Source organism: Pseudomonas sp. GW822-FHT04H02, assembly GCF_058800645.1.
The window spans coordinates 368,798-393,374 of record NZ_JBXAMM010000002.1; the positions used below are offsets into that span (position 1 = coordinate 368,798).

Genomic DNA, 24,577 nt, shown 5'->3' on the forward strand with positions numbered 1-24,577 from the left:
TGCGCGAATCGCCGTTACAGGCTGGAGATCCGTGCGTGCTGCTCCGCCAGCTTGCCCAGGGCCTGTTCGGCCTCGGCCAGTTTGGCGCGTTCCTTCTCGATCACTTCGGCCGGGGCCTTGTCGACGAAGGAGGCGTTGGACAGCTTGCCGCCCACGCGTTGCACTTCGCCTTGCAGGCGCTGGATTTCCTTGTCCAGGCGCGCCAGTTCGGCGTCCTTGTCGATCAGGCCGGCCATGGGCACGAGCACTTCCATCTCGCCCACCAGCGCCGTGGCGGACAGCGGCGCTTCGTCGCCGGCAGCCAACACAGTGATGGATTCGAGTCGGGCCAGCTTCTTCAGCAAGGCTTCGTTCTCGGTCAGGCGACGCTGGTCTTCGGCGCTGACGTTCTTCAGGAACAGGGCCAGGGGCTTGCCCGGGCCGATGTTCATTTCCGCGCGAATGTTGCGCGTGCCGAGCATCAGGCCCTTGAGCCATTCGATGTCGTCCTCGGCGCCTTGGTCGATGCGGGTTTCGTTAGCCACCGGCCAAGGTTGCAGCATGATGGTCTTGCCGGTGCTGCCTGCCAACGGCGCCAGGCGCTGCCAGATTTCCTCGGTGATGAACGGCATGAACGGATGCGCCAGGCGCAGCGCCACTTCCAGCACGCGCACCAGGGTGCGACGGGTGCCGCGCTGGCGTTCAACCGGCGAGTTCTCGTCCCACAGCACGGGCTTGGACAGCTCCAGGTACCAGTCGCAGTACTGGTTCCAGATGAACTCGTACAGGGCCTGGGCGGCCAGGTCGAAACGGAACTGGTCGAGTTGGCGGGTGACTTCGGCTTCAGTGCGCTGCAGCTGCGAGATGATCCAGCGGTCCGCCAGGGACAGCTCGTAAGCTTCGCCGTTCTGGCCGCAGTCCTCGCCCTTGTCCAGCACGTAGCGCGCGGCGTTCCAGATCTTGTTGCAGAAGTTGCGGTAACCCTCGACGCGGCCCATGTCGAACTTGATGTCGCGACCAGTGGTGGCCAGGGAGCAGAAGGTGAAGCGCAGGGCGTCGGTGCCGTAGCTGGCGATGCCGTCGGCGAATTCGGCGCGGGTCTGCTTCTCGATGGCTTTCTGCAGTTTGGGCTGCATCAGGCCGGTGGTGCGCTTCTGCACCAGGGTTTCCAGGTCAATACCGTCGATGATGTCCAGCGGGTCGAGGACGTTGCCTTTGGACTTGGACATCTTCTGGCCCTGGCCATCGCGGACCAGGCCGTGCACGTACACGGTCTTGAACGGAACCTGCGGCGTGCCGTCCTCGTTCTTCACCAGGTGCATGGTGAGCATGATCATCCGGGCGACCCAGAAGAAAATGATGTCGAAGCCGGTGACCAGCACGTCGGTGGGGTGGAAGGTCTTGAGGAAGTCGGTCTGCTCCGGCCAGCCCAGGGTGGAGAAGGTCCACAGCCCCGAACTGAACCAGGTGTCGAGCACGTCGTTGTCCTGTTGCAGGGCAACGTCCGGACCGAGGTTGTGCTTGGCGCGCACTTCGGCTTCGTCGCGGCCGACATAGACCTTGCCCGACTCGTCGTACCAGGCCGGAATACGGTGGCCCCACCACAGCTGGCGGCTGATGCACCAGTCCTGGATGTCGCGCATCCAGGAGAAATACATGTTCTCGTACTGCTTGGGCACGAAGGCGATGCGGCCGTCTTCCACAGCGGCGATGGCAGGTTCTGCCAGCGGCTTGGTGGAGACATACCACTGGTCGGTCAGCCACGGCTCGATGATGGTGCCGGAACGGTCGCCCTTCGGCACTTTCAGCGCGTGGTCGTCGACGCTCACCAGCAGGCCGGCGGCGTCGAACGCGGCCACGATCTGCTTGCGTGCTTCGAAGCGGTCCAGGCCCACGTACTCGGCCGGGATCTTGCCGTCGATGCTGTCGTTCAGGCTGCCGTCCAGGTTGAACACCTGGCAGGCCGGCAGTACGGCGGCGTTCTTGTCGAAGATGTTGAGCAGCGGCAGGTTGTGGCGCTTGCCGACTTCATAGTCGTTGAAGTCGTGGGCCGGGGTGATCTTCACGCAGCCGGTGCCGAACTCGGGGTCGCAGTAATCGTCGGCGATGATCGGGATGCGGCGGCCCACCAGGGGTAGCTCGACGAATTTGCCGATCAGGGCCTTGTAGCGCTCGTCTTCAGGGTTCACCGCGACGGCGGAGTCACCGAGCATGGTTTCCGGACGGGTGGTGGCGACGATCAGGTAGTCGTTGCCTTCGGCTGTCTTGGCGCCGTCGGCCAGCGGGTACTTGAGGTTCCACAGGAAACCCTTCTCGTCGTGGTTTTCCACTTCGAGGTCGGAAATCGCCGTGTGCAGCTTGGTGTCCCAGTTGACCAGGCGCTTGCCGCGGTAGATCAGGCCGTCTTCGTGCAAGCGCACGAAGGCTTCCTTCACCGCTTCCGAGAGGCCGTCGTCCATGGTGAAGCGCTCGCGGCTCCAGTCCACGGAGGAGCCCAGGCGGCGGATCTGGCGGCTGATGTTGCCCCCGGACTGATCCTTCCATTCCCAGACTTTCTCGAGGAATTTTTCCCGGCCCAGGTCATGGCGATTCTGGCCCTGGGCTTCGATCTGGCGCTCCACCAGCATTTGCGTGGCGATACCGGCGTGGTCGGTGCCCGGCTGCCACAGGGTGTTGCGACCCTGCATGCGGCGGAAACGGATCAGGGCGTCCATGATCGCGTTGTTGAAGCCGTGGCCCATGTGCAGGCTGCCGGTGACGTTCGGCGGCGGGATCATGATGGTGTAGGAGTCGCCCGCGCCTTGCGGGGCGAAGTAGTTCTCGGACTCCCAGGTCTGGTACCAGGAAGTTTCAATGGCGTGCGGCTGGTAGGTCTTATCCATGCGCGGCGGGACCCTATTGGCATTTATTCAGGAAAAGCCGGGAAGTATAGCGGAGGGGGGCGGCAGCAAGCCACCAGCGGCAAGCGACAAGATGGCCCGGCCCGGCTTTTGCGTGTGGCTTATGGTTTGCCGCTGGTGGTCGCTGCGAGCAGGCGTTCCAGGCGGGCGTCGAGGCGACGCTTGATTTCGGTTTCGATATGCGGCGCGAAGTCGTCGATCACGTCCTGCATGATCAGTTGTGCGGCGGCGCGCAGTTCGCTGTCCAGGTGCAGCAAGGCATCGGCGTTGTTGCTGGCGGGGGCAGGCTTGGCGACGGGGGCCGCCTCAGCAGGTGCTGGAGCGGGTGTTGCCGCTTGAGCCGGTGCGGGTGCGGCGGCTTGCGCCGGGGCTGGCGCGGGTTGCGCCTTGGCGGGTGCGGCAGGAGCGGCTTGGGCAGCGGCCGGCTGCTGGTTGCCCACCATATCGAACAGCAGGGGAATCTGTACTTCGCTGCTGACGGTCTCGGTCAGCAGTGGCGGTTGCAGGTTTTCATCGCCGAGCAGTTTACGGATCGACTCGAGGTCATCCAGCAGGTGCGCGGGCTTTTGCAGCGGATTGGGAGTGTCCATCGGGTGCTCAGAGTCGCTGTAAACGGTGATCTTGCAGAGGATAGCCCTGTTCGCGATAGAAACGGAAACTCTCGCGGGCCGCCTGACGAATAGCGGGGTCTTCCACCACCACCTCGGCAATCCGGGCAAAACGCGGGGCGAAGGCCGGCACTTTCAGGTCCAGGTTCACCAGCAGGTCATTGTGGGGGCCGGGGTCCTGGCCGAGGCCGAGGACGATCAGGCTTTCGGGTTCGCTTTCCGCCGGGCCGTGGGGGACGAAGGTTTCGCCCTTGAAGCGCCACAGGCGGGCATCGAGCTCGTCCCGTTGCTCTGCATCGCTGCAATGCAGGTAGATGCGGTGGCCCATGCGCCAGGCCTTGTCGGTGAGCTTGCAGGCAAAATCCAGGCGCGCCGCAGGGTCCGCGCTGGGAAGAATATAGAAGTCGACTTTGGTCATTGGGCTTCCTGAGCCGAGGAGGGCGCCGCCTTCATGCGGCGCCCCCTGCGGTCATGGTTTTCAGGCTTTGGCGCGGTCCAGCAGGTATTGGGTCAGCAGGGGGACCGGACGGCCAGTGGCGCCTTTGTCCTTGCCACCGCTGGTCCAGGCAGTGCCGGCGATGTCCAGGTGCGCCCAGTTGAGGTTCTTGGTGAAGCGCGAGAGGAAGCAGGCGGCGGTGATGGTGCCGGCCTTTGGCCCGCCGATGTTGGCGATGTCGGCGAACGGGCTGTCCAGTTGCTCCTGGTACTCGTCGAACAACGGCAGTTGCCAGGCGCGGTCGTCGGCTTGCTGGCCGGCGCTGAGCAGTTGGCCGATCAGTTCGTCGTTGTTGCCCAGCAGGCCCGAAGTATGGGCGCCCAGGGCGACCACGCAGGCACCGGTGAGGGTGGCAATATCGATCACGGCCTGTGGCTTGAAGCGCTCGGAGTAGGTCAGGGCATCGCACAGCACCAGGCGGCCTTCGGCGTCGGTGTTGAGGATCTCCACGGTCTGCCCGCTCATGGTGGTGACGATGTCGCCAGGGCGCGCGGCGCCACCGCTGGGCATGTTCTCGGCGCAGGCCAGGATGCACACCAGGTTGATCGGCAGCTTCAGCTCCAGCACGGCGCGCAGGGTGCCGAATACGCTGGCGGCGCCGCCCATGTCGTACTTCATTTCATCCATGCCGGCGCCCGGCTTGAGGCTGATGCCGCCGGTGTCGAAAGTGATGCCCTTGCCCACCAGGGCGAACGGCTTCTCGGACTTCTTGCCGCCGTTGTACTGCATGACGATCAGGCGTGGCGGCTGGTCGCTGCCCTGGCCCACGGCATAGAACGAGCCCATGCCCAGTTCCTTGATCTTCTTCTCGTCGAGGACCTCGACCTTCAGGCCCTTGAACTCCTTGCCCAGGGCCTTGGCCTGTTCGCCGAGGAAGGTCGGATGGCAGACGTTCGGCGGCAGGTTGCCCAGGTCGCGGGTAAAGGCCATGCCGTTGGCGATGGCCTGGGCATGGGTCACGCCGCGCTGGACTTCGGCTTCGGCGGCCTTGATGGTCAGCAGGGTGATTTTCTTCAGGGCGCGGGGCTCTGCCTTCTGGCTCTTGTAGCGGTCGAAGACATAACCACCGTCCACCAGGGTTTCTGCCAGCAGGCGGGTCTTGCCGTAGCTGTCGCGGCCCTTGACCACGACTTCATCCAGCGCCAGCACGGCGTCGCTGCCGCCCAGGCCCTTGAGGGTGGTGAGCACGCCGCTGATGATCTTGCGGAACGGGCGGTCGCCCAGTTCGCCGTCCTTGCCGGTGCCTACCAGCAGCACCCGCTCGGCCTTGAGCTTGGCCACGCCGTGCAGAAGCAGGCTCTGGCCGACCTTGCCGGCCAGGTCGCCGCGCTTGAGTACGGCGCTGATGGCGCCGCCGCTGAGTTCGTCGAGTTGCTTGGCAACGCTGCCGAGTTTGCGGCCTTCGCCGACGGCGACCACCAGGGTGGCGGTCTTCAACGTTTCCGGGCTAACGCTTTTTACAACCAGTTCCATGTCTGGGTCCCTGAATAAATGGTCAAAGAGCGCAGGAGGCTGTCCTGCGCCGAGCTTATCTATATAGAAGAAGACGCCGCATGCTGCCGACGACAAAGCCGCCAGTTTGAACCTCGCCGGTCGCGGCTGACAACCCTCGCATGGGCCAGTTTCGGCGCATTAGAGCGCTGGGTGAGCATCCTCCGTGACAGGCGCACGCAATCACAGGATAATGCGCCATCTTTTTTCGGCGGCCCTGCGTCTGGGGCCGGCTCGATACGTTTGCTTGTTCGGCCGCCTTAGCCTGACAACCCTGGAGTGTCTGGTTTGATCGTCTTTCGTTATCTGTCCCGCGAAATCCTGCTGACCCTGAGTGCCGTGAGCGCGGTATTGCTGGTCATCATCATGAGCGGGCGCTTCGTCAAGTTCCTCGCGCAAGCCGCCTCGGGGGCCCTGGATCCGGGCTCGCTGTTCCTGATCATGGGGTTTCGCCTGCCGGGCTTCTTGCAACTGATCCTCCCTCTGGGGCTGTTCCTCGGCATTCTCCTGGCTTACGGCCGGCTCTATCTCGAAAGCGAGATGACCGTGCTGTCGGCCACCGGCATGAGCCAGCAGCGCCTGTTGGGCATAACCATGATCCCCGCGGCCCTGGTGGCCCTGCTGGTGGCCTGGCTGAGCCTGAGCCTGGCGCCCCAGGGTGCCAACCAGTTCCAGCTGTTGCTGAACAAGCAGGATGCCCTGACCGAGTTCGACACGCTGGTGGCGGGGCGCTTCCAGGCGCTCAACGACGGTACCCGGGTCACCTACACCGAGCAGTTGTCCGAAGACCGAACCAACCTGGGCGGCGTGTTCATTTCCGAGAAGCGCCTGGGCCAGCAGAAAAAGGACGAGGGCATTTCGGTGCTGGTGGCCGAGAAGGGCCATCAGGACATTCGCCCCGACGGCAATCGCTACCTGATCCTGGAAAACGGCTATCGCTATGACGGCAACCCGGGCGAGGCCAACTACCGGGTGATCAAGTACGACACCTACGGTGTTTTGCTGGAGCGTCCGGACGTCAGCGACGAAGTCACCGATCGCGATGCCATGCCCACCGCCGACCTGATCGGCAAGGATGACCTGCGAGCCCGTGCCGAGCTGCAATGGCGCCTGTCCCTGCCATTGCTGGTGTTTATCGTGACCTTGATGGCGGTGCCGTTGTCCCGGGTCAACCCGCGCCAGGGCCGCTTCCTCAAGCTGATTCCGGCGATCCTGCTGTACATGGCTTACCTGACCATCCTGATCGCCGTGCGCGGTGCACTGGAGAAGGGCAAGATTTCCCCGGCCCTGGGGCTGTGGTGGGTGCACCTACTGTTTCTGTTGATCGGCCTCGGCCTGATGTATTGGGAGCCGATGCGCTTGAAAATGGCGAGTCGTCGCAGCGTGAAGGAGATGGCTCGTGGTTAAGCTCGATCGCTACATCGGTAGCAGTGTGTTCATGGCTATCCTGGCGGTCCTGGGGATCATCCTCGGGCTGGCCTCGCTGTTTGCCTTCATCGATGAGATGGGGGCTGTCAACGAAACGTATACCGTGGTGGATGTAATGAGCTACGTGGCCCTCACTGCGCCGCGTCGGGTCTATGAAATGCTGCCGATGGCAGGCCTGATCGGCTGCCTGATCGGCCTTGGCAGCCTGGCCAGTAACAGCGAGTTGACCATCATGCGCGCGGCCGGTGTATCGGTGGGCCGTATTGTCTGGGCGGTCATGAAACCCATGCTGGTGCTGATGCTGGTGGGCGTGCTGGTGGGCGAATACGTAGCGCCGGCCACCGAGACCCAGGCCCAGGCCAGTCGGGCCCTGGCCCAGGGTTCCGGCGATGCCCAGAGTTCCAAGCACGGCCTGTGGCACCGCCAGGGCGATGAATTCATCCATATCAACGCAGTGCAGCCCAATGGCCTGCTCTATGGCGTGACCCGCTACCACTTCGATGACCAGCGCCACATGCTGTCGTCGAGCTTTGCCCGCCAGGCCCGTTTCCACGAGGACTACTGGCAGCTGACGGATGTCACCACCACCTACTTCCGCGACGGTCATACCGAAGTCATCAGCGTGCCCGGCGAACGTTGGGATGTGGCCTTGAGCCCGCAACTGCTGAGCACTGTGGTGATGGCGCCGGAATCCCTGTCCATCAGCGGCCTGTGGGGCTACATCCACTACCTGGCCGACCAGGGCCTGAACAACGGTCGCTACTGGCTGGCGTTCTGGGTCAAGGTCCTGCAGCCGCTGGTGACGGCGGCGCTGGTATTGATGGCCATTTCCTTCATTTTCGGTCCGCTGCGTTCGGTGACCCTGGGTCAGCGGGTATTCACCGGCGTACTGGTGGGTTTCACCTTCCGCATCGCCCAGGATCTGCTGGGCCCTTCGAGCCTGGTATTTGGCTTTTCGCCGCTGTTCGCGGTGCTGGTGCCTGCGGGTATCTGCGCGGTGGCGGGCGTCTGGCTGTTGCGCCGGGCCGGCTGATTCCGCGGCTTTGCCAGGGTCTTGACGTAACGCCCCGGTCCTTGGATCGGGGCGTTTTTGCATTTGACAAACGCTGACAGGCGAGCGTGACGCTTGTGCCGAGTATCAGGTACAATTCCCGGCTATTTTTCGGCGGGCCATGCCTGCAGCCTTTTTGAGTGTTCATCCGTGAGTGATTTGAGTCATATCCGCAATTTCTCCATCATCGCCCACATTGACCATGGCAAGTCGACTCTGGCCGATCGCTTCATCCAGATGTGCGGCGGCCTGGCCGAGCGCGAAATGGAAGCCCAGGTTCTGGACTCCATGGACCTTGAGCGTGAGCGCGGGATCACCATCAAGGCCCACAGCGTCACCCTCTATTACAAGGCCCGCGACGGCATTACCTACCAGCTGAACTTCATTGACACCCCGGGCCACGTGGACTTCACCTACGAAGTCAGCCGTTCCCTGGCGGCCTGTGAAGGTGCATTGCTGGTGGTGGACGCCGGCCAGGGCGTCGAAGCCCAGTCGGTTGCCAACTGCTACACCGCCATCGAGCAAGGCCTGGAAGTGATGCCGGTGCTGAACAAGATCGACCTGCCACAGGCCGATCCGGAGCGGGTCAAGGAAGAGATCGAGAAGATCATCGGTATCGATGCCACCGACGCCGTGACCTGCAGCGCCAAGACCGGCCTGGGCGTGGACGAGGTGCTCGAGCGCCTGGTGACCACCATTCCGGCACCGACCGGCAACATCGAAGACCCGCTGCAAGCCCTGATCATCGACTCCTGGTTCGACAACTACCTGGGCGTCGTGTCCCTGGTACGTGTACGTCATGGCCGGGTGAAGAAGGGCGACAAGATCCTGGTCAAGTCCACCGGCAAGATCCACCTGGTGGACAGCGTTGGTGTATTCAACCCGAAACACACCGCCACCACCGACCTCAAGGCCGGTGAAGTGGGCTTCATCATCGCGGGCATCAAGGACATTCACGGCGCGCCCGTGGGTGACACCCTGACCCTGAGCTCGACCCCGGACGTTGAAGTGCTGCCGGGTTTCAAGCGCATCCAGCCCCAGGTCTACGCCGGCCTGTTCCCGGTCAGCTCCGACGACTTCGAGGATTTCCGCGAAGCCCTGCAGAAGCTCACCCTCAACGACTCTTCCTTGCAGTACACCCCGGAAAGCTCCGACGCCCTGGGCTTCGGCTTCCGCTGCGGGTTCCTCGGCATGCTGCACATGGAGATCATCCAGGAGCGCCTGGAGCGCGAGTACGACCTGGACCTGATCACCACCGCACCGACGGTAATCTTCGAGCTGCAACTGAAGAACGGTGAAACGATCTACGTCGACAACCCGTCCAAGCTTCCGGATCTGTCGGCGATCGAAGACATGCGCGAGCCGATCGTGCGGGCCAATATTCTTGTGCCGCAAGAGCACCTGGGCAACGTCATAACCCTGTGCATCGAGAAGCGCGGCGTACAGCACGACATGCTGTTCCTCGGCAGCCAGGTCCAGGTGACCTACGACCTGCCGATGAACGAAGTGGTCCTGGACTTCTTCGACCGCCTGAAATCCACCAGCCGCGGCTATGCTTCGCTGGATTACCATTTCGATCGTTACCAGTCGGCTAATCTGGTGAAACTGGATGTGCTGATCAACGGTGAGAAGGTCGACGCCCTGGCGTTGATCGTGCACCGTGACAACGCCCACTACAAAGGGCGTGCGCTGACCGAAAAGATGAAAGAACTGATTCCTCGGCAGATGTTTGACGTGGCAATCCAGGCCGCCATTGGCGGGCAGATTGTGGCGCGGACAACCGTCAAGGCACTCAGAAAGAACGTACTGGCCAAATGCTACGGCGGCGACGTTAGCCGTAAGCGCAAGCTGTTGGAAAAGCAGAAGGCCGGTAAGAAACGCATGAAGCAAGTGGGCAACGTGGAAATTCCACAAGAAGCCTTCCTTGCCGTGCTCAGGTTGGATAGTTAGGTCCTATGTCACTAAATTTCCCGCTGTTGCTGGTCATCGCTGTCTTCGTTTGCGGTCTCTTGGCGTTGCTCGACCTGGTGTTCCTGGCACCGCGCCGGCGTGCCGCCATTGCCAACTATCAGGGCAGCGTCAGCCAGCCGGACGGGGTGGTGGTCGAGAAGCTGAGCAAAGAGCCGCTGCTGGTTGAATACGGCAAGTCGTTCTTTCCGGTGCTGTTCATCGTCCTGGTGCTGCGTTCGTTCCTGGTGGAGCCGTTCCAGATTCCATCGGGCTCGATGAAGCCGACCCTGGATGTGGGCGACTTCATCCTGGTGAACAAGTTTTCCTACGGGATCCGCTTGCCGGTGATCGACAAGAAGGTCATCGAAGTCGGTGATCCGCAGCGCGGCGACGTGATGGTGTTCCGCTACCCAAGCGATCCGAACGTCAACTACATCAAGCGTGTGGTCGGCCTGCCGGGTGATGAAGTGCGCTACACCAGCGACAAGCACCTGTTCGTCAACGGTCAGCCGGTGGCGGAGCAACTGGTGGGGGCTGAACCCGGCACCTTGGGCAGCGCCGAGCTGTACAAGGAAAAACTGGGCGCCGCCGAGCACTTGATCCGCAAGGAAATGAGCCGTTACCGGGCAACCCCGGACGGTCGCTGGGTGGTGCCGGCCGGGCACTACTTCATGATGGGCGACAACCGCGACAACTCTAACGACAGTCGCTACTGGGACGATCCAAGTATTCCCAAGGACCTGCTGGGCATGGTTCCCGACAAGAATATCGTCGGCAAGGCCTTCGCAGTCTGGATGAGCTGGCCCGAACCGAAACTCAGCCACCTGCCGAATTTCTCGCGGGTTGGCCTGATCAAGTAATCACACGCGGCGCTGTTGAACACAGCGCCGAATGCTTTTCTGGCTCTTGTATAAAACGGCCTTGCCCTTGGGCGACCCGTAACAGCCTTATCGCCAGAAGCATGCAGTCAACGATATTCAGGATGTAAATTTGAACACAGCGTTAATTGCCACCCGCACCTCGTGCGCGGCCCCTGGGATGGCGAGTTTCGGCAACGAAACCAGCGTGGGTAAACCGTGAGCGTTTCTTTGAGCCGTCTCGAGCGTCAGCTCGGTTATTCCTTCAAGGACCAGGAGCTGATGCTGCTGGCCCTCACTCACCGCAGCTTTGCCGGGCGCAACAACGAACGCCTGGAGTTTCTCGGTGACGCCATTCTCAACTTCGTTGCCGGCGAGGCGCTGTTCGAGCGCTTTCCCCAGGCCCGCGAAGGCCAGCTGTCGCGTTTGCGCGCGCGTCTGGTGAAAGGTGAAACACTGGCGGTGCTGGCCCGTGGTTTCGACCTGGGCGAGTACCTGCGCCTGGGCTCCGGCGAATTGAAGAGCGGCGGTTTCCGTCGTGAGTCGATCCTTGCCGATGCCCTGGAGGCCCTGATTGGTGCGATCTACCTGGACGCCGGCATGGAGACTGCCCGTGACCGCGTGCTGTCCTGGCTGGCCTCGGAGTTCGAGAGCCTGACCCTGGTGGACACCAACAAGGACCCCAAGACCCGGCTGCAGGAATTCCTCCAGTCCCGCGCCTGCGAATTGCCACGTTACGAAGTGGTGGATATCCAGGGCGAACCGCATTGCCGGACATTCTTCGTTGAATGTGAAGTCACCTTATTGAATGAAAAAAGCCGAGGTCAGGGTGTGAGCCGCCGTATTGCCGAACAGGTAGCGGCCGCCGCAGCACTGATTGCCCTGGGCGTGGAGAATGGCCATGACTGATTCAACTGCAACACGCTGTGGCTATGTCGCCATCGTCGGCCGCCCCAACGTGGGCAAGTCGACGCTGCTCAACCACATCCTCGGCCAGAAGCTGGCGATCACCTCGCGCAAGCCCCAGACCACTCGTCACAACATGCTCGGGATCAAGACCGAAGGCGCCATCCAGGCGATCTACGTCGATACCCCCGGTATGCACAAGAGCAACGAGAAGGCGCTGAACCGCTACATGAACAAGACCGCTTCGGCGGCGTTGAAAGACGTCGACGTGGTGATCTTCGTGGTCGATCGCACCAAGTGGACCGACGAAGACCAACTGGTACTGGAGCGTGTGCAGTACGTGCAGGGCCCGGTAATCCTGGCGATCAACAAGACCGATCGCATCGAGGACAAGGCCGAGCTGATGCCGCACCTGACCTGGCTGCAGGAGCAACTGCCGAACGCCGAGATCGTGCCGGTCTCCGCCCAGCAGGGGCACAACCTCGAAGCCCTGGAAGGCCTGATCGCCAAGCACCTGCCGGAGAACGACCACTTCTTCCCGGAAGACCAGATCACCGACCGCAGCAGCCGCTTCCTCGCCGCCGAACTGGTGCGGGAAAAGATCATGCGCCAGCTCGGTGCCGAGCTGCCCTACCAGATCACCGTGGAAATCGAAGAGTTCAAGCAGCAGGGCAAGACCCTGCATATCCATGCCTTGATCCTCGTCGAGCGCGACGGCCAGAAGAAAATCATCATTGGCGACAAGGGTGAGCGGATCAAGCGCATCGGCATGGAGGCGCGCAAGGACATGGAGCTGCTGTTCGATTCCAAGGTCATGCTCAACCTCTGGGTCAAGGTCAAGGGCGGCTGGTCCGACGACGAACGCGCCCTGCGCTCGCTGGGCTACGGCGACCTCTGATGCACTTCGCCGGCAAGCCGGCTCCTGCACCTTCCTGTAGGAGCCGGCTTGCCGGCGAACAGCTGCAACCCCTTCTCCGGACCCGGTTCCCTCTCTTCCCCTGAGATCCCCCGCAACCATGTCCAGCAACGCCCCAGTCGGCCAACTCGCCTACGTCTTGCACAGCCGCGCCTACCGCGAAAGCAGTGCCCTGGTGGATTTTCTTACCCCCCAAGGTCGCCTGCGTGCTGTCCTGCGCAATGCCCGGGGCAAGGCCGGGACCCTGGCGCGGCCCTTCGTGCCCCTGGAGGTCGAGTTTCGCGGCCGTGGCGAACTGAAGAACGTCGGGCGCATGGAAAGTGCCGGCATTGCCGCCTGGCTCAATGGCGAGGCGTTGTTCAGCGGCCTCTATCTGAACGAGCTGTTGATTCGCCTGCTGCCGGCAGAAGATCCCCATCCCGCGGTATTCGACCACTACGCTGCCACGCTGCTGGCCCTGGCCGAAGGCCGTCCCCTGGAGCCTCTGCTGCGGGCCTTTGAGTGGCGCCTGCTGGATGACCTGGGTTACGGCTTTGCCCTGGACAGCGACATCCATGGCGCGCCCATTGCTGCCGACGGTCTGTACCGCTTACAGGTGGATGCCGGGCTGGAGCAGGTGTTCCTGCTGCAGCCGGGGCTGTTCAACGGCACCGAGTTGCTGGCCATGGCCGATGCCGACTGGAGCGCTCCCGGCGCGCTGTCGGCGGCCAAGCGCCTGATGCGCCAGGCCCTGGCGGTGCACCTGGGCGGCCGGCCCCTGGTCAGTCGCGAGTTGTTTCGCAAGCCTTAGTCTCCCCGTATGCTGTGCGCCGAATCTTCATTTATTCAGGAGCGCTTCCGTGACCACCAGCAATCGCATTCTTCTTGGCGTGAACATCGACCACGTTGCCACCCTGCGCCAGGCACGGGGCACCCGTTACCCGGACCCGGTCAAGGCAGCGCTGGACGCGGAAGAGGCGGGCGCCGACGGCATCACCGTGCACCTGCGCGAAGATCGCCGGCATATCCAGGAGCGCGACGTGCTGCTGCTCAAGGATGTGCTGCAGACCCGCATGAACTTCGAAATGGGCGTCACCGAAGAGATGATGGCTTTTGCCGAGCGTATCCGTCCGGCACATATCTGCCTGGTGCCGGAAACCCGCCAGGAGCTGACCACCGAAGGCGGCCTGGATGTGGCGGGGCAGGAGGCGCGGATCAAGGCGGCGGTAGAGCGGCTGTCGAAAATCGGTTCCGAAGTGTCCCTTTTCATCGATGCCGACGAGCGCCAGATCGAGGCCTCCAAGCGGGTCGGCGCGCCGGCCATCGAGTTGCACACCGGGCGTTATGCCGATGCCCAGACGCCCAGTGAAGTGGCCGAGGAGCTGCAGCGTATCGTCGACGGCGTTGCTGTTGGCCTGGCCCAGGGCCTGATCGTCAACGCCGGCCATGGCCTGCATTACCACAACGTCGAGGCGGTGGCGGCGATCAAGGGCATCAACGAGCTGAACATCGGCCATGCCCTGGTGGCACACGCTCTGTTTGTCGGTTTCAAAGGTGCGGTGGCTGAGATGAAGGCCTTGATCCTGGCGGCTGCGGCCAAGGCCTGAATCGCCTTCGCCGGCCAGCCGGCTCCTGCACAACCTGCGTAGGAGCCGGCTGGCCGGCGAATGCTTTTAAAGCGGCGGATTCTCTTCCGGCGGCTTGGTCTTGTTGACCCCGGGTACGTGCAGGTTGCCTTCGGCAACCTGGTCGCCTTCCAGCTGCGGCTGGGTCACCCAGGTGAGAATGTCGTAGTAGCGACGGATGTTGGCGACGAAATGCACGGGCTCGCCGCCCCGGGCATAGCCGTAGCGGGTCTTGCTGTACCACTGCTTCTGCGACAGGCGCGGCAGCATCTTCTTCACATCCAGCCACTTGTTCGGGTTCAGGCCTTCTTTCTCGGCCAGCTTGCGCGCATCGTCCAGGTGGCCGGTGCCGACGTTATAGGCGGCCAGGGCGAACCAGGTGCGGTCCGGTTCCTCGATCTTGTCGTCCAGCTGTTCCTTGATATAGGCCAAGTACTTGGCCCCGCCGCTGATGCTCTGCTTGGGGTCCAGGCGGTTGGAAACGCCCATGGCCTGGGCGGTGTTCTGGGTCAGCATCATCAGCCCGCGCACCCCGGTCTTGGAGGTGACCTCGGCCTGCCACATCGATTCCTGATAGCCCACCGCCGCCAGCAGGCGCCAGTCGAGCTTTTCCTGCTTGGCCGACGCCTTGAAGTGCTTCTCGTACTTGGGCAGGCGTTGCTGCAGGTGCTGGGCAAAGGTGTAGGCGCCGACATAGCCGAGCACGTCCACATGGCCGTAGTAGCGGTCCTTCAGGCGTTGCAGGGTGCCGTTCTTCTCGACCTTGTCGAGGAAACTGTTGATCTCGTTGAGCAGGCTGTTGTCGTCGCCTGCGGCCACGGCCCAGCTCTGGCTGCGGGCGTCGCCCAGGTCAAAGGCCACTCGCACATTGGGGAAGTAGACCTGGTTCATCGCCAGTTCGTTGGAGTCCACCAGGGTCAGGTCGATCTGCCCTTCGTCCACCATGCGCAGCAGGTCCACCACTTCCACGGCGTCCGACTCTTCGTATTCGATGCCGGGGTACTTGAGCTTGAGTTCCGCCAGTTGTTCGGCGTGGGTGCTGCCCTTGAGCACCATGATGTGCTTGCCCACCAGGTCTTGCGCGGTGGTGGGGCGGGAACGGCCATTGCGATAGATGACCTGGGGCGTGACTTCCAGATAGGGGTGGGAGAACCGCACCTGCTGCTTGCGCTGCTCGCTGCTCACCAGGCCGGCGGCGGCCAGTACCGGGCCCTTGGGCTGGCCCAGCTGGTCGAACAGATCGTCGAGGTTGTCGGCGGTCTCGATCTTGAGCTCCACCCCCAGATCGTCGGCAAAGCGTTTCACCAGCTCGTATTCGAAGCCGGTTTCACCGTTGCGATCCTGAAAGTAGGTGGCAGGGCTGTTACGGGTGACCACCCGCAGCACACCATCCTCCTTTACGCGCTCGAGCGTGCTGGGTTTCTCAACACAGGCGCCGAGCATCAGGAAGAGTCCGGTAACGATGAGCCACTTGGCGCAGCGCGGACGTAAAGCCATAGGGGAAAACATTGGCGCAGTATACGCAAAGGATAACGGCCGCCATATCTCGACAGCGAAGGGCTTGTCTGCTAGCGATGGTCGAGCCGGGCTGAAGGCCTCAGGAATGGGGCCTGGGCGCTGAATGTGACGTTTAAAATAACCACCGGCAATGACCCTGATGAGGCTTTGTTATAGGGGGCTGGCCCCGGGCCGACGTCCGGAGGCGCCCGGGGGTTGCGTTTCGAGTGCCGATGCCAGCGGTTTACGTTAGAATGCACGGCCTCAAAGCACACCCCCTTCCCGAGGCTGTCCCGAAGATGTTGATCCTGCGCGGCGCTCCTGCCCTTTCTGCCTTTCGCCACAGCAAACTCCTTGAGCAACTGAGCCAGAAAGTACCGGCTGTCAGTGGCTTGTATGCTGAATTCGCTCACTTCGCCGAAGTCACCGGCGTCCTGACCGGCGACGAACAGCAGGTGCTTGCGCGCCTTCTGAAGTACGGCCCCAGCGTTCCGGTACAAGAGCCGACCGGCCGTCTGTTCCTGGTCCTGCCACGTTTCGGCACCATTTCGCCGTGGTCGAGCAAGGCCAGCGACATCGCCCGCAACTGTGGCCTGGCGAAGATCCAGCGCCTGGAGCGCGGCATCGCCTTCTATGTGGCCGGTGAGTTCAGCGAGGCCGAGGCCCAACTGATCGCCGACGCCCTGCACGACCGCATGACCCAGATCGTGGTGGCCAACCTGGAACAGGCCGCCGGCCTGTTCAGCCACGCCGAACCCAAGCCGCTGACCGCCATCGACATCCTCGGCGGTGGCCGGGCTGCGCTGGAGCAGGCCAACAGCGAGCTGGGCCTGGCCCTGGCCGAAGACGAAATCGATTACCTGATGAACGCCTTCCAGGGCCTCAAGCGTAATCCCCACGACATCGAACTGATGATGTTCGCCCAGGCCAACTCCGAGCACTGCCGCCACAAGATCTTCAACGCCAGTTGGGATATCGACGGCCAGAGCCAGGAAAAAAGCCTGTTCGGCATGATCAAGAACACCTATCAGATGCACAACGAAGGTGTGCTCTCCGCCTATAAGGACAACGCCGCGGTCATCGTCGGTTCGGTTGCCGGGCGTTTCTATCCGAACCCTGAGACCCGCCAGTACGGTGCGGTACAGGAGCCGGTGCACATCCTGATGAAGGTCGAGACCCACAACCACCCGACCGCCATCGCGCCGTTCCCGGGGGCCTCCACCGGTTCCGGCGGCGAAATCCGCGACGAAGGCGCCACCGGGCGCGGCGCCAAGCCCAAGGCCGGCCTCACCGGTTTCACCGTGTCCAACCTGCAGATCCCGGGCTTTGAACAGCCGTGGGAAGTGCCGTACGGCAAGCCAGAGCGCATCGTCACTGCCCTCGACATCATGATCGAAGGCCCACTGGGTGGCGCGGCGTTCAACAACGAATTCGGCCGTCCGGCCCTGACCGGTTATTTCCGCACCTTCGAGCAATCCATTACCACGCCTCGTGGCGATGAAGTTCGCGGTTACCACAAGCCGATCATGCTGGCAGGCGGCATGGGCAACATCCGTGACGAGCACGTGCAGAAAGGCGAGATCACCGTCGGCTCCAAGCTGATCGTGCTCGGCGGCCCGGCGATGCTCATCGGCCTGGGCGGCGGCGCCGCTTCCTCCATGGCCACCGGCACCAGCTCGGCGGACCTGGATTTCGCTTCGGTACAGCGTGAAAACCCTGAGATGGAACGCCGTTGCCAGGAAGTCATCGACCGTTGCTGGCAACTGGGGGACAACAACCCCATCAGCTTCATCCACGACGTGGGCGCCGGTGGCCTGTCCAACGCCTTCCCGGAACTGGTCAACGATGGCGGCCGTGGCGGTCGCTTCGAACTGCGCAACATCCCCAACGACGAGCCGGGCATGGCCCCGCACGAAATCTGGTCCAACGAATCCCAGGAGCGTTATGTCCTGGCGGTAGGCGCTGCGGATTTCGAACGTTTCAAGGCCATCTGCGAGCGCGAGCGCTGCCCGTTCGCGGTGGTCGGCGAAGCCACTGCCGAACCACAGTTGACCGTGACCGACAGCCACTTCGGCAACAGCCCGGTGGACATGCCGCTGGAAGTGCTGCTGGGCAAGGCCCCGCGCATGCACCGTTCGGCCGTGCGGGAAAACGAACTGGGTGACGATTTCGATCCAAGCACCCTGGATATCGCCGAGAGCATCGAGCGCGTCCTGCACCACCCGGCCGTGGCCAGCAAGAGCTTCCTGATCACCATCGGCGACCGCACCATCACCGGCCTCGTGGCCCGCGACCAGATGGTCGGCCCATGGCAGGTGCCGGTGGCCGACGTGGCCGTGACCGCCACCAGCTTCGACGTCTACACCGGTGAGGCCATGGCCATGGGCGAGCGCACGCCGCTGGCCCTGCTGGACGCCCCGGCGTCCGGCCGCATGGCGATCGGCGAGACCCTGACCAACATCGCGGCCTCGCGCATCAACAAGATCAGCGACATCAAGCTCTCCGCCAACTGGATGTCCGCAGCCGGCCACCCGGGCGAAGACGCGCGCCTGTACGACACCGTCAAGGCAGTGGGCATGGAGCTGTGCCCAGAGCTGGGCATCACCATCCCGGTGGGCAAGGACTCCATGTCCATGGCCACCCGCTGGAACGAAGAGGGCGTGGACAAGAGCGTCACCTCGCCGCTGTCGCTGATCGTCACTGGCTTCGCACCCGTAGCGGACATTCGCCAGACCCTGACCCCGCAACTGCGCATGGACAAGGGCACCACCGACCTGATCCTGATCGACCTCGGTCGCGGGCAGAACCGCATGGGCGCCTCGATCCTCGCCCAGACCCACGGCAAGCTCGGCAGCCAGGCACCGGACGTGGATGATGCGGAAGACCTCAAGGCCTTCTTCGCGGTGATCCAGGGCCTCAACGCCGACGGTCACCTGCTGGCCTACCACGACCGTTCCGATGGCGGCCTGCTGGTCAGCGCCGTGGAAATGGCCTTCGCCGGCCATTGCGGCCTGAACCTGAGCCTCGACGCCGTGGCGGAAAACACCGCCGAAATCGCCGCCATCCTGTTCAACGAAGAGCTGGGTGCGGTGATCCAGGTGCGCCAGGACGCTACTCCGGACGTGCTGGCCCAGTTCAGCGCCGCCGGCCTGGGCGATTGCGTGGCCGTGATCGGCCAGCCGATCAACAACGGTGAAGTGAGCATCTCCTACAACGGCGAAAGCGTGTTCACCGGCCAGCGCCGCCTGCTGCAGCGTCAGTGGGCAGAAACCAGCTACCAGATCCAGCGCCTGCGGGACAACGCCGACTGCGCCGAGCAGGAATTCGACGTGGTCCTGGAAGAAGACAACCCGGGCCTGAGCGTCAAGCTGGGCTTCGACGTTAACCAGGACATCGCCGCGCCTTACATCAAGAAAGGCGTGCGTCCACAGGTGGCGGTACTGCGTGAGCAGGGCGTCAACGGCCAGGTGGAAATGGCAGCGGCCTTTGACCGCGCCGGCTTCAACGCCATCGACGTGCACATGAGCGATATCCTCGCCGGTCGTGTCGACCTCAACGACTTCAAGGGCATGGTTGCCTGCGGCGGCTTCTCCTACGGCGACGTACTGGGCGCCGGTGAAGGCTGGGCCAAGTCGGCGCTGTTCAACAGCCGCGCCCGCGACGCCTTCCAGGGCTTCTTCGAACGTACCGACAGCTTCACCCTGGGTGTGTGCAACGGTTGCCAGATGATGTCCAACCTGCACGAGCTGATCCCGGGCAGCGAGTTCTGGCCGCACTTCGTGCGCAACCGCTCCGAGCAGTTCGAAGCCCGGGTGGCCATGGTCCAGGTGCAGGAGTCGAACTCGATCTTCCTGCAGGGCATGGCCGGTTCGCGGATGCCGATCGCCATCGCCCACGGTGAAGGCCATGCGGAGTTCGAAAGCGAAGAGGCATTGCTGGAAGCCGACCTGTCCGGTTGCGTGGCCCTGCGTTTCGTCGACAACCACGGCAAGGTCACCGAGCGCTACCCGGCCAACCCCAACGGTTCGCCGCGCGGGATCACCGGCCTCACCAGCCGCGACGGCCGCGTCACCATCATGATGCCGCACCCTGAGCGGGTGTTCCGTGCCGTGCAGAACTCCTGGCGCCCGGATGAGTGGAACGAAGATGGGGCGTGGATGCGCATGTTCCGTAACGCTCGGGTCTGGGTGAACTGAGGCTGATGTACAAGCTCAGCTTCTTCGTGCCCCCCAGCCATGTGGAGTCGGTCAAGAGCGCTGTGTTCGCCGCGGGCGGCGGACGCATCGGTGCCTATGACCAGTGCGCCTGGCAGGTGCTCGGCCAGGGCCAGTTTCGCCCGTTAGACGGCAGCCAGCCGTTTCTCGGGCAGACCGGCCAGGTGGAGCGGGTGGAGGAGTGGAAGGTCGAGCTGGTGGTGGCCGACGAACTGATTCGCGACGTGGTACTGGCCCTCAAGCAGAGCCATCCCTACGAAACGCCGGCTTATGAAGTCTGGCGCCTCGAAGCGTTCTGAGGTTATCCACAGACACAAAGCCCGCTGAACCGGCAACGGTCAGCGGGCTTTTTTGTGGGCCTTCGCCGGCCAGCCGGCTCCTACAGGAGCCTTGCAGGAGCCGGCTGGCCGGCGAAAGTGCCTTCAAGCACCTGCGCCGACCTCTCGGTGCAGCAAGCCCGCCAGCGCCACCTGCAAGCCCCCGGCCTTTTCGCCAATCAGCACGTGCCAGACGTCCCCCTCCATGCGCCGCATGCCCTGGCAGCCCAGCCCCTTGAGCATCGGCTCCGATAGGCTGCGGCTATTGTTCACTCGCACTCGCAACCGGGTCAGCGCCACACAGTCCATCTGCACCAGGTTGTCCCGACCGCCCAGGGCGTTGAGCCACTGCTGGGCTTCGTGGATGGAAATGTCGACCTGCGGGGGTTCTTCAACAGGCGCCTGTGCCACCGCAGCCCTGGCCGAAACGGGTGACGCCAGGCGGATCTCGTCGGCGATGCTGTCTGCCAGCGGCCCCACCACCACCTGCAAGCTGCCGCCCTTGCCGGGGCGCACCACGGCCATGGCGCCCAAGGCCTTGAGCTCGCTGTCCGAAGCCAGGTTGCGGTCTGCCAGTTCCAGGCGCAGGCGCGTGGTGCAGGCACCGACGGTAAGCAGGTTGCCGGCGCCACCCAGGGCCTTGATGTAGGCTGCGGCGCGCTGGTCGACGCTCAGTTCAGTCTTTTCGCTGGAGGGGCTGTCTTCACGGCCCGGGGTCTTGAGGTTGAAGCGGCGGATGCAGAAATCGAACACCAGGTAGTACACCACCGCGTACAGCAGGCCCACCGGAAACACCTTCCAGCCGTTGGTGGAGCGGCCCCAGCCCAGGGCCATGTCGATGGCGCCGCCGGAAAAGGTAAAGCCCAGGTGGATGTTCAGCAGGTTGGTCAGGGCCATGGCCAGCCCGGTGAGCAGGGCATGCACCAGGTACAGCAGGGGGGCAAGGAACATGAAGGCGAATTCGATCGGCTCGGTGACCCCGGTCAGGAAGGATGTCAGGGCCATGGACAGGAAGATCCCGCCCATTACCTTGCGCCGTTCCGGCGGTGTGTTGCGGTACATCGCCAGGCAGGCGGCGGGCAGGCCGAACAGCATCATCGGGAACATCCCGGTCATGAACTGGCCGCCCTTGGGGTCGCCGGCAAAGTAGCGGGTCAGGTCGCCGGTGACCACGGCGCCGGTGCTCGGGTCGGTGAAGCTGCCGAAGATGAACCAGGCCATGTTGTTGAGGATGTGGTGCAGGCCGGTGACGATCAGCAGCCGGTTGAACACGCCGAAGACGAAGGCGCCGAAGCTGCCGCTCTCCAGCAGCAACTGGCCGAAGCTGTTGATGCCGTGCTGGATCGGCGGCCAGATCAGGCCGAACACCACCCCCAGGCCCACGGCGGTGAAACCGGTGGCGATGGGCACGAAGCGCCGGCCGCCGAAGAACGCCAGGTACTCCGGCAGCTTGATGTCCTTGAAGCGGTTGTACAGCGCGCCGGCCATCAGCCCGCTGATGATCCCGGCGAGCATACCCATGTTGATGCTGGCGTCCAGCACCTTGAGGGTCGAGATCATCACCAGGTAGCCAATGGCCCCGGCCAGCCCGGCGGTGCCATTGTTGTCCTTGGCAAAGCCGACGGCGATACCGATGGCGAAGATCAGCGCCAGGTTGCCGAAGATCGACTGCCCGGCATCGTGGATGATCGCGATGTTCAGCAGGTCGGTGTCGCCCAGGCGCAGCAGCAGACCGGCGATGGGCAAGATGGCGATGGGCAGCATCAGCGCCCGGCCGAGGCGTTGCAGGCCCTCGATGAAATACTGGTACATGGCGTCTCTCCTGGAATTCTTGTTATGAGTGCAGAGGCCAAAGCCGTTCGCAGGCCTGACGGACTGCGGCGGCACCGGGCAGGTTGAGCAGCGGCTGGCTGAGCTGGCGGCACTGGCTGGCGTCCAGCTGGCGCACCCGGTCCTTGATCTCGCCCACCTGTGGCGGGCTGACCGACAGCTCGCTGACGCCCAGGCCGATGAGTACGGGTGTGGCCAGGGGATCGGAGGCCAGGGCGCCACAGACCCCGACCCAGCGACCATGGCGCTGGGCGCCGGCGCAGGTCTGGGCGATCAGCCGCAGCAGGGCGGGGTGCAGGGCGTCGACCCGTGCCGCCAGCCCGGCGTGGTCACGGTCCATGGCCAGGGTGTACTGGGACAGGTCGTTGGTGCCGATGGACAGGAAGTCGGCGTGTTCGGCCAGTTGCTCGGCCATCAGGGCGGCGGCGGGGACTTCGATCATGACCCCCAGTTCCGGGCGCTGGCTCAGGCCCAGTTCGGCAGCGAACAGGTCCAGGCGCTGGCGAATGTGCAGCAGCTCGGCGACTTCGGTGACCATCGGCAGCATCACCCGGCAGCGTTGCACGGGGCTGACCTGGAGCAGCGCCCGCAGTTGTTGGTCCAGCAGCTCAGGGCGCGCCTGGGCCAGGCGGATGCCGCGCAGCCCAAGTACCGGGTTGGCTTCCACCGGCAGGGGCAGGTAATCCAGCTGTTTGTCGCCGCCGACGTCGATGGTGCGAATGATCACCGGCTTGTCGCCCATGGCGTTGAGCACTGCCTGATAGGCCTGGCGCTGTTCTTCTTGATCCGGGGCGGTCTGGCGGTCAACGAAGAGAAACTCGGTGCGCAGCAGGCCGACGCCGTCGGCGCCACCCTGGTGGGCGTCCCGGGCTTCATCGCTGGACGCCACATTGGCCGCCACCTCGATCTGCTGGCCGTCCTGGGTCAGGGCGGGCTCATGGGCTTTTTGCTGTTGCAGCGCATGGCGCTGGCGCTGGGTTTCGCCGGCCTGTTGCACCTGTGCGATGCGCTGCGGGTCGGGCTCCAGTTCCAGGCGCCCGCCGTTGGCATCCAGCACCACCTGGCGGCCACTGTCGATGCGCAGCACTTGCGGGCCCAGGGCCACCAGGCAAGGCAGGCCCTTGCCCCGGGCGAGGATCGCCACGTGGGAAGTGGCACCGCCGGCGGCCATGCACAGCCCGGCCACGCCCTGGGCGCTGAGTTGCAGAAGGTCGGAAGGGGTCAACTCCTCGGCGGCAACGATCGCCCCGGCTGGCAGGTCGTAGTGCCAGGCTTCCCCCAGCAGGGCGCGCAGAACGCGCTGCTGCAGGTCCCGCAGGTCGTTGGCGCGTTCAGCCAGCAGCGTACTGCCCAGTTGCTGCAGGATCTGGCATTGCTCGGTAATCGCCGCGCTCCAGGCATGGGTGGCGGCGCGGCCCTGGGCAATGGAGGCTTCGGCGGCGTCCAGCAGGGTCGGGTCTTCGAGCAGCGCCAGGTGGGCGCTGAAGATGTCCTGTTCCTGCTGGTCGCGGCGTTGCCGGGCCTGCTCCAGGGTGTGGCGGATTTCCCCGCGCACCTGGTCCAGTGCGGTGCTCAATGCTTGCCGTTGGGGCTCGGGTGCATGCTGGCCATGATCCTCCGCCAGGACCATGGCGTTGAGCCGCACCAGGGGGCCGCATACCAGGCCCGGCGCGGCGCAGACGCCCGGCAGCACGCCGTCTTCCACGGGGCCTTGGGCGGCCGGGGCCGGTACCGGGGTTTCGCCATGGGCATCTGCGGCCATCGCGGTGCCGAGGGTCTGCAGCATCGCCTGCAGGGCATCCTGGCAATCGTCGCCCTGGCAACTGACCAGCACTTCTTCCTGTTCACCGATGCCCAGGCTCATCAGGGCAATCAGGCTGGTGCAGGGGGCGCTCTTGTCCTTGAAGGTCAACTGCGAATGGCTGTTGAAGCTCAGGGCGGTCTGGCGCACCAGGGCGGCGGGGCGGGCATGCAGGCCGCCGCGATGGGCGACCTTGATCCGGGCGCTGGCCTGCTGCCCGGATTGCTCTTGCGTAAGCGGCTGCGGGCCCGCGTTGGCGCGCCGGCTGATGTGCAGCAATGGCTCGCCCACCTGGACTGTCGACAGGGTCAGCGGGCGCAGGTCGAAACCCTCGCCATTGGTCAGGATCAGCAGGCTGATCAGGCTTCGGCAATGCTGTGCCACGTGGTCCAGATCAACCCGCAGCAAGGGCTGGCCGGCACGCACCTGCTGGCCTTCCTTCACCAGCAGGGCAAACCCCTCGCCCTGCAGTTCGACAGTGTCCAGGCCCAGGTGCAGCAGCAGTTCGGCCCCATTGGCGGCGCGCAGGGTGATTGCGTGCCCGGTACGTGCGACCTGGATCACCTGGCCGGCGCAGGGCGCATGCAGGGTGTCGTTGAGGGGATCGATGGCGATGCCGTCGCCCATGGCACCGCTGGCGAACACCGGGTCGGGCACGCTGCGCAGTGCTAGCACTGGCCCGCTTAACGGGGCACCGAGCGTCAGTTCGTTATTGTTGTTGTGCATGGCGCA

General features: G+C 63.9%; 17 protein-coding genes. 10 read left to right on the forward strand and 7 right to left on the reverse strand.

Annotated features, from left to right (window positions below; translation table 11 throughout):
* Positions 1–14: 14 nt before the first annotated feature.
* The 4 genes from AC1RMG_RS08400 to AC1RMG_RS08415 all read right to left on the reverse strand — a co-directional run bounded on the left by AC1RMG_RS08400 (position 15) and on the right by AC1RMG_RS08415 (position 5,456).
* Positions 15–2,861 (reverse strand): valine--tRNA ligase, encoded by a 2,847-nt coding sequence (locus AC1RMG_RS08400; protein WP_493168930.1) that lies wholly within the window; start codon positions 2,859–2,861, stop codon positions 15–17.
* Between the two features lie 119 nt (positions 2,862–2,980).
* Positions 2,981–3,469, reverse strand: coding sequence for a DNA polymerase III subunit chi (locus AC1RMG_RS08405; protein WP_493168932.1), 489 nt, complete (start codon positions 3,467–3,469; stop codon positions 2,981–2,983).
* A gap of 7 nt (positions 3,470–3,476) precedes the next feature.
* The gene (locus AC1RMG_RS08410) at positions 3,477–3,905 is read right to left on the reverse strand and encodes a DNA polymerase III subunit chi (protein ID WP_015634262.1); all 429 of its coding nucleotides are present in this window, start codon (positions 3,903–3,905) and stop codon (positions 3,477–3,479) included.
* Between the two features lie 60 nt (positions 3,906–3,965).
* On the reverse strand, positions 3,966–5,456 hold the full coding sequence (locus AC1RMG_RS08415; protein ID WP_065364580.1) for a leucyl aminopeptidase: 1,491 nt from the start codon (positions 5,454–5,456) through the stop codon (positions 3,966–3,968).
* Between the two features lie 306 nt (positions 5,457–5,762).
* Here AC1RMG_RS08415 and lptF point away from each other — a divergent pair, with 306 nt between their 5' ends.
* The 8 genes from lptF (at position 5,763) to pdxJ (ending at position 14,168) form a co-directional block, all read left to right on the forward strand.
* On the forward strand, positions 5,763–6,881 hold the full coding sequence (gene lptF / locus AC1RMG_RS08420) for an LPS export ABC transporter permease LptF (protein ID WP_015634263.1): 1,119 nt from the start codon (positions 5,763–5,765) through the stop codon (positions 6,879–6,881).
* The gene (lptG, locus tag AC1RMG_RS08425; protein ID WP_011059418.1) at positions 6,874–7,935 is read left to right on the forward strand and encodes an LPS export ABC transporter permease LptG; all 1,062 of its coding nucleotides are present in this window, start codon (positions 6,874–6,876) and stop codon (positions 7,933–7,935) included. The genes lptF and lptG overlap by 8 nt, the downstream gene beginning before the upstream one ends.
* 168 nt (positions 7,936–8,103) lie before the next feature.
* Entirely contained in the window at positions 8,104–9,903 is a 1,800-nt protein-coding gene (gene lepA / locus AC1RMG_RS08430) for a translation elongation factor 4 (RefSeq protein ID WP_011059419.1), read from the forward strand.
* A gap of 5 nt (positions 9,904–9,908) precedes the next feature.
* On the forward strand, positions 9,909–10,763 hold the full coding sequence (lepB, locus tag AC1RMG_RS08435; protein ID WP_011059420.1) for a signal peptidase I: 855 nt from the start codon (positions 9,909–9,911) through the stop codon (positions 10,761–10,763).
* Positions 10,764–10,979: 216 nt separating this feature from the next.
* Positions 10,980–11,669, forward strand: a complete 690-nt coding sequence (rnc, locus tag AC1RMG_RS08440; protein WP_011059421.1) for a ribonuclease III — start codon at positions 10,980–10,982, stop codon at positions 11,667–11,669.
* Positions 11,662–12,564: a GTPase Era gene (gene era / locus AC1RMG_RS08445; protein WP_019094760.1), complete on the forward strand. Its 903-nt coding sequence runs from the start codon at positions 11,662–11,664 to the stop codon at positions 12,562–12,564. The genes rnc and era overlap by 8 nt, the downstream gene beginning before the upstream one ends.
* A 118-nt stretch (positions 12,565–12,682) precedes the next feature.
* Complete coding sequence (recO, locus tag AC1RMG_RS08450; RefSeq protein WP_011059423.1) at positions 12,683–13,372, forward strand: DNA repair protein RecO; 690 nt, start codon at positions 12,683–12,685, stop codon at positions 13,370–13,372.
* A 49-nt stretch (positions 13,373–13,421) separates the two neighbouring features.
* A complete protein-coding gene (gene pdxJ / locus AC1RMG_RS08455) occupies positions 13,422–14,168 on the forward strand; it encodes a pyridoxine 5'-phosphate synthase (RefSeq protein WP_011059424.1) in 747 nt (248 codons plus the stop codon).
* 66 nt (positions 14,169–14,234) lie between these two features.
* Here the strand turns inward: pdxJ and mltF are convergent, their stop codons facing one another.
* The gene (gene mltF / locus AC1RMG_RS08460) at positions 14,235–15,695 is read right to left on the reverse strand and encodes a membrane-bound lytic murein transglycosylase MltF (RefSeq protein ID WP_011059425.1); all 1,461 of its coding nucleotides are present in this window, start codon (positions 15,693–15,695) and stop codon (positions 14,235–14,237) included.
* 287 nt (positions 15,696–15,982) lie between these two features.
* Here mltF and purL point away from each other — a divergent pair, with 287 nt between their 5' ends.
* The gene (purL, locus tag AC1RMG_RS08465; RefSeq protein ID WP_011059426.1) at positions 15,983–19,879 is read left to right on the forward strand and encodes a phosphoribosylformylglycinamidine synthase; all 3,897 of its coding nucleotides are present in this window, start codon (positions 15,983–15,985) and stop codon (positions 19,877–19,879) included.
* 5 nt (positions 19,880–19,884) lie between these two features.
* Positions 19,885–20,196, forward strand: coding sequence for a YqfO family protein (locus tag AC1RMG_RS08470; protein ID WP_015634269.1), 312 nt, complete (start codon positions 19,885–19,887; stop codon positions 20,194–20,196).
* 123 nt (positions 20,197–20,319) lie between these two features.
* On the opposite strand, the gene nagE is transcribed toward AC1RMG_RS08470, so the two are convergent.
* Positions 20,320–22,026, reverse strand: coding sequence for an N-acetylglucosamine-specific PTS transporter subunit IIBC (gene nagE / locus AC1RMG_RS08475; RefSeq protein ID WP_019094762.1), 1,707 nt, complete (start codon positions 22,024–22,026; stop codon positions 20,320–20,322).
* A gap of 22 nt (positions 22,027–22,048) precedes the next feature.
* Complete coding sequence (gene ptsP, locus AC1RMG_RS08480) at positions 22,049–24,571, reverse strand: phosphoenolpyruvate--protein phosphotransferase (RefSeq protein ID WP_262213095.1); 2,523 nt, start codon at positions 24,569–24,571, stop codon at positions 22,049–22,051.
* Between the last annotated feature and the right edge of the window lie 6 nt (positions 24,572–24,577).

Bases quoted from the DNA above. Each gene is read 5' to 3' on its own strand.
- AC1RMG_RS08400 (WP_493168930.1), bottom strand. From the start codon at position 2,861: ATGGATAAGACCTACCAGCCGCACGCCATTGAAACTTCCTGGTACCAG.
- AC1RMG_RS08405 (WP_493168932.1), bottom strand. From the start codon at position 3,469: ATGGACACTCCCAATCCGCTGCAAAAGCCCGCGCACCTGCTGGATGAC.
- AC1RMG_RS08410 (WP_015634262.1), bottom strand. From the start codon at position 3,905: ATGACCAAAGTCGACTTCTATATTCTTCCCAGCGCGGACCCTGCGGCG.
- AC1RMG_RS08415 (WP_065364580.1), bottom strand. From the start codon at position 5,456: ATGGAACTGGTTGTAAAAAGCGTTAGCCCGGAAACGTTGAAGACCGCC.
- lepB (WP_011059420.1), top strand. From the start codon at position 9,909: ATGTCACTAAATTTCCCGCTGTTGCTGGTCATCGCTGTCTTCGTTTGC.
- era (WP_019094760.1), top strand. From the start codon at position 11,662: ATGACTGATTCAACTGCAACACGCTGTGGCTATGTCGCCATCGTCGGC.
- recO (WP_011059423.1), top strand. From the start codon at position 12,683: ATGTCCAGCAACGCCCCAGTCGGCCAACTCGCCTACGTCTTGCACAGC.
- mltF (WP_011059425.1), bottom strand. From the start codon at position 15,695: ATGTTTTCCCCTATGGCTTTACGTCCGCGCTGCGCCAAGTGGCTCATC.
- purL (WP_011059426.1), top strand. From the start codon at position 15,983: ATGTTGATCCTGCGCGGCGCTCCTGCCCTTTCTGCCTTTCGCCACAGC.
- AC1RMG_RS08470 (WP_015634269.1), top strand. From the start codon at position 19,885: ATGTACAAGCTCAGCTTCTTCGTGCCCCCCAGCCATGTGGAGTCGGTC.
- nagE (WP_019094762.1), bottom strand. From the start codon at position 22,026: ATGTACCAGTATTTCATCGAGGGCCTGCAACGCCTCGGCCGGGCGCTG.
- ptsP (WP_262213095.1), bottom strand. From the start codon at position 24,571: ATGCACAACAACAATAACGAACTGACGCTCGGTGCCCCGTTAAGCGGG.